The sequence below is a fragment of the Shewanella youngdeokensis genome (genome assembly GCF_033180165.1).
GTDB lineage: Bacteria > Pseudomonadota > Gammaproteobacteria > Enterobacterales > Shewanellaceae > Shewanella > Shewanella youngdeokensis.
Genome location: NZ_CP136522.1, coordinates 3838874 through 3854398 on the forward strand (window position 1 = coordinate 3838874; position 15525 = coordinate 3854398).

At 42.6% G+C, this 15525-nt stretch carries 10 protein-coding genes and 4 tRNA genes; 9 read left to right on the top strand and 5 right to left on the bottom strand.

Annotated elements, in window-relative coordinates; translation table 11 throughout:
• Nucleotides 1–62 precede the first annotated feature (62 nt).
• From RGE70_RS16445 to RGE70_RS16470, 6 genes are read left to right on the top strand one after another with little or no spacing between them, the layout of a single operon-like run.
• Nucleotides 63–2240, top strand: coding sequence for a type I secretion system permease/ATPase (locus RGE70_RS16445; RefSeq protein ID WP_310472520.1), 2178 nt, complete (start codon nucleotides 63–65; stop codon nucleotides 2238–2240).
• Nucleotides 2237–3619, top strand: coding sequence for an HlyD family type I secretion periplasmic adaptor subunit (locus RGE70_RS16450; RefSeq protein ID WP_310472521.1), 1383 nt, complete (start codon nucleotides 2237–2239; stop codon nucleotides 3617–3619). Before RGE70_RS16445 ends, RGE70_RS16450 begins: the two co-directional genes overlap by 4 nt.
• Nucleotides 3620–3649: 30 nt before the next feature.
• On the top strand, nucleotides 3650–5071 hold the full coding sequence (locus tag RGE70_RS16455; protein WP_310472522.1) for a TolC family outer membrane protein: 1422 nt from the start codon (nucleotides 3650–3652) through the stop codon (nucleotides 5069–5071).
• Complete coding sequence (locus tag RGE70_RS16460; protein ID WP_310472523.1) at nucleotides 5068–5673, top strand: OmpA family protein; 606 nt, start codon at nucleotides 5068–5070, stop codon at nucleotides 5671–5673. The genes RGE70_RS16455 and RGE70_RS16460 overlap by 4 nt, the downstream gene beginning before the upstream one ends.
• Nucleotides 5674–5691: 18 nt before the next feature.
• Nucleotides 5692–6399, top strand: coding sequence for a transglutaminase-like cysteine peptidase (locus RGE70_RS16465; protein WP_310472525.1), 708 nt, complete (start codon nucleotides 5692–5694; stop codon nucleotides 6397–6399).
• Between the two features lie 7 nt (nucleotides 6400–6406).
• Nucleotides 6407–8329, top strand: a complete 1923-nt coding sequence (locus tag RGE70_RS16470) for a bifunctional diguanylate cyclase/phosphodiesterase (RefSeq protein ID WP_310472526.1) — start codon at nucleotides 6407–6409, stop codon at nucleotides 8327–8329.
• 347 nt (nucleotides 8330–8676) lie between these two features.
• Here RGE70_RS16470 and RGE70_RS16475 read toward each other — a convergent pair.
• From RGE70_RS16475 to RGE70_RS16490, 4 genes are all read right to left on the bottom strand, one after another.
• Nucleotides 8677–8753: transfer RNA gene (locus tag RGE70_RS16475), tRNA-Pro, on the bottom strand.
• 59 nt (nucleotides 8754–8812) lie between these two features.
• Nucleotides 8813–8889 (bottom strand) — tRNA-Pro (locus RGE70_RS16480).
• Between the two features lie 28 nt (nucleotides 8890–8917).
• Nucleotides 8918–8993: transfer RNA gene (locus RGE70_RS16485), tRNA-His, on the bottom strand.
• Nucleotides 8994–9032: 39 nt separating this feature from the next.
• Nucleotides 9033–9109 (bottom strand) — tRNA-Arg (locus tag RGE70_RS16490).
• A gap of 215 nt (nucleotides 9110–9324) precedes the next feature.
• Here RGE70_RS16490 and RGE70_RS16495 point away from each other — a divergent pair.
• A complete protein-coding gene (locus RGE70_RS16495; RefSeq protein WP_310472527.1) occupies nucleotides 9325–11946 on the top strand; it encodes a sensor domain-containing phosphodiesterase in 2622 nt (873 codons plus the stop codon).
• 35 nt (nucleotides 11947–11981) lie between these two features.
• On the opposite strand, the gene rep is transcribed toward RGE70_RS16495, so the two are convergent.
• On the bottom strand, nucleotides 11982–13994 hold the full coding sequence (gene rep, locus RGE70_RS16500; RefSeq protein WP_310472528.1) for a DNA helicase Rep: 2013 nt from the start codon (nucleotides 13992–13994) through the stop codon (nucleotides 11982–11984).
• Nucleotides 13995–14328: 334 nt separating this feature from the next.
• Here rep and ubiK point away from each other — a divergent pair, with 334 nt between their 5' ends.
• Together ubiK and RGE70_RS16510 are read left to right on the top strand one after the other, a co-directional pair.
• The gene (gene ubiK, locus RGE70_RS16505) at nucleotides 14329–14583 is read left to right on the top strand and encodes a ubiquinone biosynthesis accessory factor UbiK (protein ID WP_310472529.1); all 255 of its coding nucleotides are present in this window, start codon (nucleotides 14329–14331) and stop codon (nucleotides 14581–14583) included.
• A gap of 231 nt (nucleotides 14584–14814) precedes the next feature.
• The gene (locus RGE70_RS16510) at nucleotides 14815–15300 is read left to right on the top strand and encodes an Lrp/AsnC family transcriptional regulator (protein WP_310472530.1); all 486 of its coding nucleotides are present in this window, start codon (nucleotides 14815–14817) and stop codon (nucleotides 15298–15300) included.
• Nucleotides 15301–15525: the final 225 nt, after the last annotated feature.

Sequence of the window (15525 nt, forward strand, 5' to 3'; positions counted from 1 at the left end):
GCATAAACGCCCTAGTGTTCGATACTAAAGAGTAACCAACCTATAAAGGATCGTTATAAAACGTGACCGTTTCAGCTTCTAAGAAAACTGAACAATGGACTATTTCGGCCTCACAACGTGTAACCGTTGACCCATTGTTAGACAGTTTAGTTTTACTTACAGAACACTTCGGTAGCCCTTGCTCTTGTGACTCACTTGCGGCAGGTCTACCTATGCAAGGAAATGTACTCACCCCCGAATTATTACCTCAAGCAGCAGCAAGGGCTGGGTTAGCCGCTAAATTGTCACGCAAAGGGTTAAATGAAATAACCCCCATCTTACTACCGTGTATTTTGCTATTAAAAGATAAAAAAGCCTGTCTGCTCCGTGAACTTGATATTGAAAATGACAAAGCAACGATTCAATTACCTGAAACTGGCGGAGAAGAAACATTATCCATTGAAGAACTAGAGGCAATTTATGTTGGTTACCTATTTTTAGTTAAACAAGAATATCGTGGCGACATGGGCTTTGATGTTCACCTCCATGAAAATAAATCACACTGGCTACTGCAAACGCTCAAAGATTCTACCCCGATTTACCGCGATGCATTAATTGCATCCGTACTCGTCAACTTGTTTGCGCTCGTATCACCTTTATTTATTATGAATGTGTACGATAAAGTTGTACCAAACCTCGCTTTTGACTCACTTTGGGTATTAGCGATTGGTGCCGGAATAGCGTATGTATTTGACTTTATTTTGCGCCAACTACGTAGCTATTTAATTGATATAGCAGGTAAAAAAGTTGATATTATTGTCTCTTCACAATTGTTCGCCAAAGCCATTGGGATCCCATTAGAAAAGCGCTCACCCAGCGTTGGCGGCATGGCAAAACAACTCGGTGAGTTTGACAGCATTCGCGACTTTCTAACGTCAGCAACCATTACCGCATTAGTTGATTTGCCCTTTGCCCTATTTTTCCTAACTATTATCTATTTAGTCGCGGGTGATCTGGCAATCATTCCATTAATTGGCAGTTTTATTATTATTGGCTACACCCTCATAATGCAGCCAAAACTTAAAGCAGCAATAGAAGAAAGTAACAAATTTTCAGGCTTAAAACACGGCCACCTAATCGAGTCACTGTCGTCACTTGAGTCCATTAAATCGAGTGGTGCTGAAGGCTTAGTACAAAAAAGTTGGCAACAAATGATCGGTCATACCGCCAACTGGCAGTTAAAGTCAAAACAAATCACCACATCAGTAACGAATGTAGCTACATTTGTAGTGCAAACATCCGTTATTTGCGTAGTCATTCTTGGGGTATATCGAGTGGCAGATAATGCTATTTCGATGGGTGGCATCATCGCAGCCGTGATGCTGTCTAGCCGTGCAATTTCACCTATGGCTCAGCTAGCAGGCTTAATGACTCGCGCGAATCAAACAGCAAGCTCATTACGCCAAGTTAACGAGATCATGAAGCAAGAAGACGAATTCGAAAATAAAGGGCACTTAGTTAGCAGACAAAGACTGCGTGGCCAAATTAATGCCCACCATATGAGCTTTAGTTACCCGAATTCAGAACGACCAATCCTTCATCCTTTATCTATTAAGATCCAACCGGGTGAAAGAGTCGCAATTATCGGGCGAAATGGCTCAGGCAAGACAACTTTGGCAAAAATATTGGTCGGACTATTCCAGCCAAATAAAGGTAGCTTGACCTATGACGGCCTCGATTCTGCTCAAATACACCCAAGTGATCTAAGGCGTAACTTTGGATATTTACCACAAGATATTACCTTGTTTCACGGCACCATTCGCGACAACATCTTGTTTGGTACCCGCCAAGTAACAGAGCATCAATTGATAAGGGCGGTACAATTATCAGGTGTTAACTTATTTACAAACTTAGAGTCAGAAGGACTAGACCAACAAGTTGGTGAAGGTGGGCGGGAGCTGTCTCGCGGCCAAAGGCAAACAATTGCATTAGCACGAGCAACGCTGAACGACCCCCCTGTATTACTAATGGATGAACCCACTGCCAGCTTAGATGCTAGAGCCGAAAAGCAGTTTATTCAAGCGATGCATAATGTAACCAAAGATCGCACCTTACTGCTGATCACGCATAAAATGCATTTGCTTAATTTAGTTGATCGCATCATTGTCATGGATCGCGGCCATATTGTTGCCGACGGTCCTAAAGCTGGTGTACTCAAAAAACTGAATGAAGGGTTAATTGCAGGAGCATTAAACAAATGAGCCAGCACCTAACCAAACAAGACTTAGACATGGTAGACGATGTATACGGCGCGATGATGGCGGATGCACCAACAAGCCATCGCCTGACCATTTGGGCACTGTCTGCATTCACTTTATCATTCTTAATTTGGGCTTACTTCGCTGAACTTGACCAAGTCACTACAGGAATGGGTAAAGTCATCCCTTCATCGCAAATTCAAGTAATCCAAAGTTTAGACGGCGGTATATTACAAGATATGTATGTCCAAGAAGGACTAATAGTTACCAAAGGTCAGGCACTTGCTCGCATTGACGCAACTCGCTTTCAATCTGACTTTGATCAACAAGAGCAAGAAGTAAACAGTCTACAAAGTAATGTCATTCGCTTAAAAGCTGAACTAGATAGCATCACAATTTCCAATATAAGTAGTGACTGGCGCCAGCAGGTCAAAATTACAGCTCAAGAATTGGTATTCCCAGAAATACTTGAGGAAGCCGAACCCGAACTGACGAAAAGGCAAAGGGAAGAATACCTCGGAAGAATAGATAATTTAAGTAACCAGTTAGAGATCCAAGCCAGACAGATACAACAGAGAAACCAGGAAATTCAGGAGCTTGCATCTAAAATACAAACATTAACCAAGAGCTATCAACTGGTGTCGAAGGAGTTAGAACTTACCAGACCATTAGCAGACAAAGGTATTGTGCCAGAAGTTGAATTACTAAAACTACAACGAGTTGTTAATGACATTTTGGGCGAGCTGTCTTCACTTAGATTATTACGCCCAAAAGTAAAATCAACAATGGACGAGGCTATTTTAAAACGTCGAGAGTCGGTACTTATTTACGCTGCCGATACGCGCGCACAACTGAACGAAATGCAAACACGACTTTCGCGAATGAACGAAGCTCAGGTAGGCGCGCAAGATAAAGTATCCAAAGCCGAAATTACCTCACCAGTAAACGGTACGATTAAAACTATCCACATTAATACGCTTGGGGGAGTTGTACAGCCCGGAGTCGATATTATTGAAATTGTTCCATCAGAGGACAAGTTACTAATAGAAACAAAGATTGTACCTAAAGACATTGCATTCCTACACCCAGGCTTACCCGCTGTAGTTAAAGTAACCGCATATGACTTTACTCGGTACGGTGGTTTGGATGGTGTTGTTGAGCATATTAGTGCCGATACAACACAAGATGAAGAGGGTAATAGTTTCTATATTGTAAAGGTTAGAACCGAGTTTTCTAGCCTTATAAAGGATGACGGTACTGAGATGCCTATAATACCAGGGATGTTAACCTCGGTTGATGTAATTACAGGGCAAAGATCTGTTTTAGAATACATACTTAATCCAATATTACGGGCAAAAGATACAGCTCTCAGAGAGCGATAAAGCCTGAAAAAAACAACCTGAGGGGGTTACATGGATACCAGAAAAACATGGCAAATAAGGCGCACTGCAACTGCATTAGCTGTTAGCGCGCTTATGTTGCCGACTTCGGTTTTTAGCCAATCGCTAGAACAAGCCGTTGCGCACACATTAGATACTAATCCTGAAATACGTATTGCATTTAATCGGTTTAAAGCAATAGAAGAACAGGTTAACCAAGCTGCTGCCGGCTATATGCCAACGGTTGATATTTCGGCTGGCTATGGATGGGAACAAACAAACAGCCCATCAACCAGACGTAAAGCAGGTGTCGGCGAAGTCGACAGCGAGGGAGTCATCGAGCTTGAGCGTGGCGAAGCTGGGTTTAGCATCAAGCAGATGCTATTTGACGGTTTCTATACCAGTAGCGAAGTCGACAGATATCGCTTTGAAGCCAGCGCTGAGCAGTGGGCTCTTTTTGCAGCTGCAGAAGACATGGCGCTTGATGTCGTCAAGGTATACACCAACTACATTCGCACTGAGCAAGTGTTAAAGTTGGCTGAAAAAAACCTCACTAGCCATAAAGATATTTACGAGCAAATAAAAGAAAGAACAGACTCAGGCCTGGGCTCAACGGCGGATCTATCACAAATTTCAGGTCGATTAGCCCGTGCACATGCCAATGTTATTTCGGCGCGTAATAACTATACCGATGCTAAATCGCAGTTCATACGCATAGTGGAACAAGAGCCTGAAGACTTAGTTGTGCCCGTACCCGATGCAGACATGCTACCAACAGATTACAACGCTAGCGTTATGATCGCGCAAGAGAATCATCCCATTTTAAAGTCAGCTTCAAATGATATTAATGCTGCTAAAAATGAAAGAGAATCTGCACAATCAACATATTACCCCAGATTTACCTTAGAGCTCGATGGTAATTGGAACAACAACCTAGACGGAGAAGACGGCATCTCTGGTTTAGGTGCATTCCAAACCGATGTCGGCGGCCACAGTAACGATCTTGTCGCCATGGTAAGGGTAAAATACAACCTATTTTCTGGTGGCCAAGATTTAGCCCGAGAAAAAGAAGCAACATACAAAATGGGCGAAGCAAAAGAGATCCGTCAACGTGCTTACAGACAAGTAATTGAGGGCGTCAGCTTAGCTTGGAATGCCTACGAATTGCTTGAGCCACAAAAAATGTATATTCGAGACCATGTCATTGCAGCAAAACAGACGCAAGTTGCCTACAGCCAACAGTTTAATTTAGGCCAACGCACCTTACTTGATTTACTCGACACTGAAAACGAATTATTTGAAGCAAGAAAAGACTATTTAGAGTCGGAATATGACGAAATAGTCTCACATTATCGAATTCTGAATGCGACTGGACTACTACTTGATTCATTAAGAGTGACCCGCCCTGATGTATGGCAAGGAAAGCGTGACTACGAAGGAGGCGTTCCAAAATGAAACCCCTATTAATTATATTAAGTTTAGCAATGCTAGCAGGCTGTTCTATCCGTGATACTGTTTCAATGGATACGCCAACACAGCAAGTTCATGATCTAAATGACATCGATAAAGATGGCGTAATCGTGGCTAGAGAGCGTTGCTTTGAAACTGTACTTGGTGCGACTATCGACAATTACGGCTGTGGCAAAACAAAGCCAAACAGCGCACGCCAAGAGCTAGAAATATATTTTGAAAATGACTCGTTTTACATCGATCCAATATACTATGATCAAGTAGAGCTGGTCGCTAAATTTATGCATGAGTTTCCAGAGAGCAGTGCCGTAATTGAAGGTCATTGCAGTAAAACGGGAAGCAGTGAGCATAATCTAGCATTATCTCAAAACAGAGCGGATGCCATCAGCAACTTACTTTCCGAACGTTTTGACATAGACTCATCTCGATTGACAGCAATTGGCTATAGTTTTGATCGACCTCTCGATTCAAGCCATACCGAAGAAGCACATAGAGTTAACCGCCGAGTTATTGCTGAAATAACCGGTGATGACATCACCTCTGATATGAAGTGGAATATATACTCTGTTGATGAAACAGAAAATTAGGAGACCCGCTAACGCAGTATGAATGGCAGGCTTTGTAAAATACAAAAATTAAAAAATGTCTGCCAATTCAGTTTGACGGTTTTAGCTCTTTCTGTGCCAATTATTGCTGCTGACCCGACACCCAAGCTCGATTCAGCCCATATCACCCGCACAATCGAGTCTCAGTATGGAGGCCGTGCGGGTAAGCGCATTAGAGCTTGGTTTAAGGTTTTAGATGAGGCCAGAGCGCTTCAAGACAGCGAAAAAATTCAAAGGGTTAATCACTTTTTTAACCTATTTCATTTTGTTGATGATATAAAACTTTGGGGAACAAAAAACTACTGGGCATCACCAATGGAGTTTATTGGTGTCAGTGGTGGCGACTGCGAAGACTTTGCAATTGCAAAATACTTCACACTACTACAGCTTGGTGTTGCAGAAGATAAGTTACGTATTACTATGGTTAAAGCAACAAGTGTTAATCAATATCATATGGTGCTCGCCTACTACAAAACACCTTCTTCTATCCCATTGATTTTAGATAACCTTGATAAAACCATCAAGCCGGCGACACAGCGAAAAGATTTAATCCCGGTATACAGTTTTAACGGTCGAAAATTGTGGCTAAATAAACAAAAAGGACGAGGCGTTCTAGCAGGTTCATCATCGAAACTTGCAAAATGGAATGACCTAAAACATCGTTTAGGTGTTAAGCGCTTAAAGCAACCTAAACTAAAACTGGAGTAGTTATAAGATGACACTGTTTCGACAGATATACACACTACTGTTCGGTCTGTTTTTGCTGGTAGTAGCGAGTTTGGGTTATGTGCAATTTAACGAAACTCAAAACTTCTTAACCACGCAAATGGAATCTGATCTCAATAATACCAGCAACTCATTAGGCATAATGCTAGTCCCAGATTTAGAAGCCGGCGATATTGTTGGGGCAGAAACCTTAATCAACGTTATTTTTGAGGGCGGGTATTACCAAGAAATAAAATTAACTTGGTTAGTTGATGGTAAACAGCAGTCGTGGCAAAACCCAATTACTATCGAAGGGGTGCCACAATGGTTTATAGACCTCGATTTATTCAAAACGATCCGCCGTGAGAGCACTATCACTTCAGGCTGGATCCAATTAGCTCGCTTAGAAATTACCGCACATCCTGGCTTTGGTTACCACGAGTTATGGCGCACTATGACCAATGCCATCATGGTATTTTCGATTTTATTTTTAATCGCAATTCTATTTGCTCGAGTTGGGTTAACCTGGATATTAAAACCACTGCATGAAATTGCAGAGCACGCCACCGAAATAGCCAACAGAAAATTTGGTCCTAACATGGCTGTACCTAAAACTGCCGAATTAAAATCGGTAGTTCAAGCGTTCAACAGCATGTCAGAGCAACTAAAACAAATATTTACCTCCCTTGACGAAGAAGTCGGCGAACTGAGAAAGAAAAACCTGGTAGACCAAGTTTCTAACCTACCCAATCGTCAATATATGATGGGGAGATTAAATGGCTGGTTAAGCGAACCAAAAAATGGTGCGCTAATTATGGCAAAAATGGACTGGCTTGAAGAGGTTCACAGTAAATATGGTTATCAAGTAAGAGACGAAACCATTAGGTTGCTTGCTGATAAAATGAAGCAACATTTAGATGGAGTAACAACCTCAGTCATCGCACGCATTGCCGCCTACGAGTTTGCCTTTCTTATTACCAGTGCAGACCATGAACAAACCAGTAAATATTTACAAACGTTGATCCGAACGATAAACCAAGAGTTGTCAAAAGCTGGGTGCAAACCCAATGAAGGTTTTGCACTTGGTATCGCCGAACGGATTGGTCAAATGTCAGTTAGCGATATTTTGGCACAATCAGATAACGCGCTACAAAAGTCATTGAAAGAAAACAAAGTTTTCCATTGGTTTGAAACCAATGAAAAACAGTTGTACACCCGAGAACAATGGCGAGAACACCTCAGCACAGCTATCAGTGGTGGTAAATTTAAATTTAAGTGGCAGCCCATATTACTCAACAGTAATGACTCAGTGCTACAAAGAGAGCTTTATTGCCAACTTGAAATTGGTAATAAAGAAGTGTTTGCAGGGCAATTTATGCCCTACATTGAGTTGCTTTCACTCGGTGCGCTACTCGATAAGTGCCTAATTGAAACTGTTAGTCAGAAATCTTTATTAGATCGTAACTTTGAACCCATCGCGATAAATTTAACCTTTGAAAGTATAAACGATTATGAGTTTCACCAATGGTTAAACAAGTTTCTGCGCGCTTCAAAACTTAGAGAGCGAATATGCTTTGATATACCCGAAGCTGCTGTTTACAGCAATCCAGAAGCCTGCGATGCACTGTGTACCATCATCCGTGACAACGGCGCGCATTTTGGTATCGATCACTTTGGTCGCCAGTTTGGCTCCATGGGTTACCTGCAAACACTTAGGCCAAGTTACGTTAAATTGGATCAATCATTCGCTTATTACGATGAAAGCGAGCACAGTAGCGAACTATGCCGTGCACTGATTAATGTTGCAAAAGGGCTCGATATTGAAGTGATTATTACTGGTATTGAAGAGAAACCACAGTTAGAACGCTTTATTCCATTAAAAACTAATGCCTATATGGGCTATGTATCTCCACCAGTGAATGTAGAGCTTTAACCTGAACATAAATCAATCTAACAGATAAAGGCCTCACTAGAGGCCTTTTGTTTACTTGCAACGGCCCTTCCCTGGTGCGGGCGACCAAAATCTTTAGCAACATCTAAAAAAAGTCGGCCTAACGCCTAGACTAACCCAAAGCTATGCTCATAGTATCAAAATCTAATATAGAATTAATTCTAACTCTAAAAGCGTCTTATTCTAATTTATATACCAGCAGGGATGGATAGAGTGCTCGGCAAGCAGGCAAAGAATAACTACAGGGTTATACCAGTGTTGAAGGAAAAGCTGACCAACAAGCAAACACAAAAAAGCCCTTCGATTTCTCGAAGGGCTTTCTAGTAAAGTGGTCGGTGATAGAGGATTCGAACCTCTGACCCTCTGGTCCCAAACCAGATGCGCTACCGGGCTGCGCTAATCACCGAAAATCTTTAATCTTACTTAACTTGCTAAATACCGAGTAGACTCACTATTTATATAATGTGGTCGGTGATAGAGGATTCGAACCTCTGACCCTCTGGTCCCAAACCAGATGCGCTACCGGGCTGCGCTAATCACCGAACGTAGTACTTATAATCACGAGGAAAGTGGGGTGACTGATGGGGCTCGAACCCACGACAACCGGAATCACAATCCGGGGCTCTACCAACTGAGCTACAATCACCACTGATACTTCCTACTAACAAAACCGCCGATTCCATTCTGGTGCACCCAGAAGGATTCGAACCCTCGGCCTCACCCTCCGGAGGGGTGCGCTCTATCCAGCTGAGCTATGGGTGCCTTGCCTTGTTAGCGACGCATATAATATGGATAAAACACCATGCCGTCTACACTTGATTTGCTTTTTTTGTTCGTTCGCTCAAGTTTTGAGTCATTTGTACGGTTTTATAGCGCAGCTGTACAAAAATAAAGCCTTGGACAGAAACATTTTTCATGGTACTTATAATTAAAGCACAAAATCTAACCAATAATAAAATAGCGCTTGGCGGAAATGCATGTTTAGGGAAGAAACATTGCGGTCAACAGAAACTGTGAAACTGCACAAAAGGATTACACGCTTAAAAAAACTGGCTCAAAAATACAAACGAGCCGAGATAGCCCAAACTGCTCTGTTAGATATTTCTAACTTTGCTGCAAGCGTAGCTACGCCTGAAGAGTTCTATTCATCATTACACCAATCGCTGAAAAAGCTAATTCCGGCTGACAATTTTTTTATTGCCACATTAGATCCTACCACTGAGCATATTGCAGTCCCTTTTTTTGCTGATGAGAAAGATCTTCACCCTGAAGACATCTATCCGGACGAAGATCTGTCCGACATTCTCCGCAGTGGTTTAACAGGTTACGTACTGCAAACAGAGCAAGCATTACTTTGCAATAACGACACCTTCGATAAGCTCGTCAAAAGCAACGCTATCAAACCAAGAGGGAGCGACTGCCATCAATGGGTCGGCGTACCGATTAAAAGCGCAGATAGAACCTCTGGGGTACTTGTCGTACAAAGCTACGATCCGAATATTGAATATGGTGAAATTGAAATAGAGCTGATGAACTTCATCAGCCATCATATTTCGGCAGTGATTGAACGACTGCAATATCAAGAACAGCTCGAACTTGCCATTGAAACCCGCACCAAAGAGCTCAGCGTTGCCTACAACAAGCTAAAACTTGAAGTCTACGAAAGACGCAGAGCCGAGCGCCTACAAAAAACATTATTTGAAATAGCAGATTTAGCCACTTCAAATATCGACAACTTAGAATTTTATGAAAAATTACATCGAGTCATTAGCCATCTAATTCCGATTAATAACTGCTTTATTTCCATGATGAATGAAGAACGGGATTTACTCACTTTCCCATACTTTGTATCACAGCATAATCTGGATCCGCGACAACCAAGGGCAGTCAGTGATGGATTGACTGAGTACATTATTTTTAATGGTAAGCCCCGGTTATTAAATCGAAGCGATATTGATGCGCTAGTAAAAGCAGGCCAGATCTACTGCAAAGCGCCAGAACTCAACAACACAAAAAATATCCACCAGTGGATTGGTTTACCTTTATTTATTCACGGTAAAGTTAGCGGATCGCTCACTATATATAGCTACAGTTATAGCCAAAACTACCAAGAGAAAGATTTAGAACTCCTTACCTTTGTTTCTCAACATATCTCGACTGCAATTGAGAAAAAGCTGTCGGCCGAGTCGCTACAAATTAGTTATGAGCAACTAGAGAAAAAAGTGCAAGAACGCACCCAAGCGCTAGCTTCAGTTAATGAGAGCCTAGAGAATGAGATAAATCAACGCAAACGCATTGAACGACAGCTTGTGCACGATGCCCAGCACGATAACCTCACTGGGCTCCCTAATCGCGCCATGCTAATGGAACGTCTATCGCAAAGTATTAAACACGTGCGCCGACACACCAATGAAAAATTCGCTGTATTGTTTATCGATATGGACCGATTCAAATTATTAAACGATACCCTAGGTCACCTTGAAGGCGATCGCTTTCTAATTGAGATCTCCAAGCGCCTTAAATTCTGCATCCGTGGTAACGACATGCTAGCCCGGCTCGGTGGCGATGAGTTTGTGATTTTATTAGATTCAGTCGCCAGCCAAGCAGATGCTGAAGACGTTGTAGAACGGGTACTCATCGAGTTATCACACCCCTTTACACTCGCCAACCAACTCATTAATTCTAGCGCCAGCATTGGTCTTGCTATGAGCGGAATGAGTAACGCTGATACTAGCGAGTCAATGCTACGCAATGCCGACAATGCCATGTATCAAGCAAAGTCTAAAGGCAAAGGCTGCTATGCCATTTATAGCCAAGCTGACAACACCAAACAAATGCAAGATCTTGAGCTTGAAAACGAACTCAAACAGGCTTTAGCCAAAGGTGAGCTACAACTGAGTTATTTACCCATAATGGAGCTAGACACTGAACGCGTTATCGCCTTCGAACCCAGACTATTTTGGCATCATCCGGCACTGGGTAAAGTTAAGCAGCTGCAGTTAAACAATATTGCAGATCATTGCAACATGCTCATTGAGCTTGATACCTATATGCTGACCAAAATTGATGACGGTTTCCACAGCTTACAGCAACACTTTGGGGTTGATTTTCACTTGCATGTTGCTATTTCTAGCCAGCACCTAAGCCATAAACATGCACTCAGAGCGCTCAAAAACAAAATCAAACAGTGCAGCTTTAACCCAAGCAAGCTCACCCTATTTTTTAATGAAAAAGCCTTTGTACAAAATACCAACAACCATATTAATGCTTTTGAAGTACTCAGCAGTCTCAACGTGCAGCTCGGTATCGAAGGTTATGGCAGTGCTCACAGCGCCATCAGCAGCTTAACTTTTTTGCCAATTAAAGCGTTAAAACTGGATTCAAGCTACACCACTCATCTTGGCAGCGAGCAACACCTAAAACTGATAAAAGCCTATTACAGTGCTACTAAAGCACTTGAGATAGAACTATTTGCGGTAGGGGTTTCAACTAAAGAAGCGTGCCAAATATTATCCGACATTGGGTTTACTAAAGGCCAGGGGGTGGCACTAGGAGAGGTGCTAGTACTGAAACCGGCATCGAATAAAATCTACGCCTAACACGCTGCACAAGGTTAATGTGCAGCGTCCATCAACTACTTTTTAAACATATCTCTTAAATTAGCAATATTGGCTTTACCTGATTGCTGGCGCTGCTCAACGCTCTGCACCGGCTTTCGGTTTTCCCAAATCAAATCATCTTGCGGTAATTCCATTAAGAAACGACTTGGCTCACAACGAATAGTCTCACCAAACTGACGACGTTCGCGGCAAATAACAAACCATAATTCCTTTTGCGCTCGGGTAATACCTACATAAGCTAAACGCCGCTCTTCATCGACGTTATCTTCATCAATACTACTTTGATGTGGTAAAATACGCTCTTCTGCGCCCACCATAAAGACATAAGGGAACTCCAAACCTTTAGACGCATGCAGTGTCATCAGTTGCACTTGGTCGCCACCTTCGTCTTCGCTGTTACGTTCCATCATATCGCGCAGCGTTAACCTTGCAACAACTTCTGGCAAGGTCATGCCGTCATCAAGCTCGTCGCCTTCTAGCATTTCAGTCACCCAACGATACAACTCTGAAATATTCTTCATTCGCATTTCAGCAGCTTTAGCACTGGTGCTGTTTTCGTATAGGTAATCTTCGTAATTGATATTACGGATCAGCTGTTTTACCGCATCTACAGGGTCGCCACGTTCGGCACTATCGCCCATTTCAACCACAAACCGACCAAACTTATATAGCGAGGCCATCGCCGCTGGAGGCAGTTCATGGTGCAAGTCCGCCTCAAAAATAGCTGCAAACATTGAGATATGCTTTTTATTAGCAAAGTTTCCTAACCGCTCAAGTGTTGCAGGCCCAAGCCCTCGCTTTGGTAAGTTAACAATACGCAAAAAGGCATTGTCATCATCTGGGTTCACTACTAAGCGTAAGTAAGCCATGATGTCTTTAATTTCAGCGCGGCCAAAAAATGAGGTTCCGCCACTAAGCTTATACGGGATCCGGTTAGTCATTAAGGCACGTTCAAGTAAGCGTGATTGATGGTTACCACGATACAAAATTGCATAGTCGCCATATTGGGTTCGGCCAACAAACTTATGGCGGATCATCTCTGCCACCACGCGTTCGGCTTCTTGCTCTTCATTCGCCGCCAACAATACGCGAATGGGTTCGCCATATGCTAGTTCACTAAATAGCGTTTTATCATATATATGGGGGTTATTGGCAATCAATATGTTTGCAGCCCGCAAAATACGCTGACTAGAACGATAGTTTTGTTCCAGCTTGATGAGCTTAAGCTTCGGAAAGTCTTTGCCCAACAACACCAAGTTCTGCGGTTTAGCCCCACGCCAAGAGTAAATAGACTGATCGTCATCGCCTACCACAGTAAACCGTGCGCGCTCACCTACCAGCAATTTCACCATTTCATATTGGCTGGTGTTGGTGTCTTGGTATTCATCCACTAGCATATATTGGAAACGGGTTTGCCAGCGGGTTCTCACCTCTTCATTATGCCTGAGTAATAACGTCGGCATTAAAATCAAATCATCAAAGTCGAGGGCGTTATAGGCTTTCATATGCTGGGCATAACGCTGATAAAGCAAGGCAAACATTTGCTGCTGTTCATCCCGTGCAATTTTGCGCGCCTGCTCAGGAATAACTAAATCCCCTTTCCAATTAGAAATGGTTGTAGCAAGTAAACGTAGTAGGTCTTTATCTTCTTCTAACTCATCAAGTGACAGCTCTTTAAGTAGCGCGAGGGTGTCTTGATCGTCAAACAACGAAAAGCCCGGTTTTAAGCCCACTACTTTATGCTCACGCTTAATGATTTCTAAACCTAAGGTATGAAAGGTTGAAATCCACAGACCACGTGCTTCTTTACGCCCCATTGACTGTGATACACGCTCTTTCATCTCACGCGCCGCTTTATTGGTAAAAGTTACCGCCGCGATATTACGCGCTTTGTAGCCACACTTTTCAACCAGATAAGCAATCTTGTTAATAATAACTCTGGTTTTGCCACTACCTGCACCAGCAAGTACTAAACAGGGGCCACTAACATAGTGGACGGCTTCATTTTGTCCGGGATTGAGCTTCATCTGTACTAAACAACCAAGGTAATAAAAAAAGGACGCATGTACAGAATGATAGCAGAAAGCTAATCTCTATCGAAAACTATCGGAACTATCGGCTCAATTAAACAAAATAGCGGATTTATCGCCCGACTTTAGGCCACTGAGCCACAACTCTACAACGGACTGTTTACTCCTAAATGTTCAGCACTCAATAGCCGGTTAAATCTCTATTTATGTCTGATTTAACAGTTAATATCATTATGGTAGCGACTATTTACATTGGTTAATCTTTTGGCAATTTGGCTCCTCTCAGGTACAATCACCACATACAGAACAAGCACCTTAGCGGATATTAAAGATGATCAACCCAAAGAAAATCGAAGATGTTGCAAAGCAGCTTAGCGAAAACTTACCAAGCGGATTAAAGCAATTTGCGGGTGAATTTGAAGAACGCAGTAAGCAAGTTCTACAAAACCAATTACAAAAGCTTGATGTGATCTCTCGTGAAGAGTTTGAAGTGCAACAACATGTGCTCATCAAAACCCGCGAAAAACTAGAAGCATTGCAAGCGCAAGTTAATGCACTAGAAGCCAAACTAAACGCCGAAGACTAGCCTCTGCATTCTATTGATTAAAGCACCCAAGGGTGCTTTTTTATTGCCAATTGAAAATCGCCGGTATTTTTCACTAGCCCCTACGACTATTGCTTAACACACACCATGCGCGTTAAGTATCAACCAGCACAACATATTGATAACCAATGCTTACCATTGCGCCCTGTCGCTTGAACTTCAATAAAATATCGGTATGCTGCCTACTGACACCTGACTTTAAAAGAGACCCCAATGGCCGACCTGCAATTAGACAAAATTGATCTGCACATTCTTAAATTAGTGCAGCAGTATGGCAAGCTGTCTAACCAAGAATTAGCCGAGAAAGTCGGCTTATCGCCATCACCTTGCTCACGCAGAGTAAAAGCATTAGAAGAAGCCGGGTATATTGCAGGATATGCCACTTTATTAAGCCCGGCACACTTTGACCTTGCGCTTACCGCCTACATTCAAGTGCGCCTAGAAAAGCATACCAGTGAGATTTTAGAAGGTTTCGAAGCTAAAATAGCCTCTTACGATGAAGTTCAAGAATGTTGCCTGCTCACCGGCAGTGACGCCGATTACCAATTAAAAGTACTGGTCAAAGACATGCACGCCTTTAAGGTTTTTCTACTCGACAAGCTCACCACCAACGAGCAAATAGCCGGCGTACACTCCAGCTTTGTCCTTAAGCAGGTTAAAAACCAAACCCAAATCCCGTTACCACCGTCAGCAAACTAAGCTGCGCCGATCCAAACCTGCGTTTAAATGCATTACCTACCCCACGCGCATTATGTGGGGTAAGTCGCATTTTATTAATAATTCAGTAAATGATTATATTGCGCTGCGACTAGAACCTACCCCTACCTACGCAACATGTATTCATAAAAACCTTCTAAAACCACCACAACCCCCAAATTAAGAACCAATTAAGCAATAAAACACTTTACTAGCGAGCTTAGACGC